We start from the raw sequence: 273 nt of genomic DNA on the forward strand, positions 1-273 counted from the left end.
GCGCTGCAGTTGTCGTTGATGTAAGAACTGGAGAAATTTTAGCTTTAGCAAGTAGGCCAGGATTTGATCCAAATTGGTTTGCAGAAAAAGGGTCACCATCAAAGGAGCTTGTAGAGTATCTGTGGCCACAGGGTCGAGATTTTGGTTTAGTTCCTCTTCCTACATTTAATTATGCAACTTATGGGACTGCACCACCAGGATCCACATTTAAACCATTGGTTGCCATTGCAGGACTTCAGGAGGGAGTTATAACACCTGATACTATAATAGTTG

Annotated in this window: 1 protein-coding gene; it reads left to right on the forward strand. The window is 42.5% G+C overall.

The window, feature by feature from the left end:
- Window positions 1–273 (forward strand): penicillin-binding transpeptidase domain-containing protein (locus CAAU_RS05090; protein WP_040306007.1); only part of this gene is annotated, 273 nt, incomplete at both ends.

Source organism: Caloramator australicus RC3, assembly GCF_000297115.1.
GTDB lineage: Bacteria > Bacillota > Clostridia > Clostridiales > Caloramatoraceae > Caloramator > Caloramator australicus.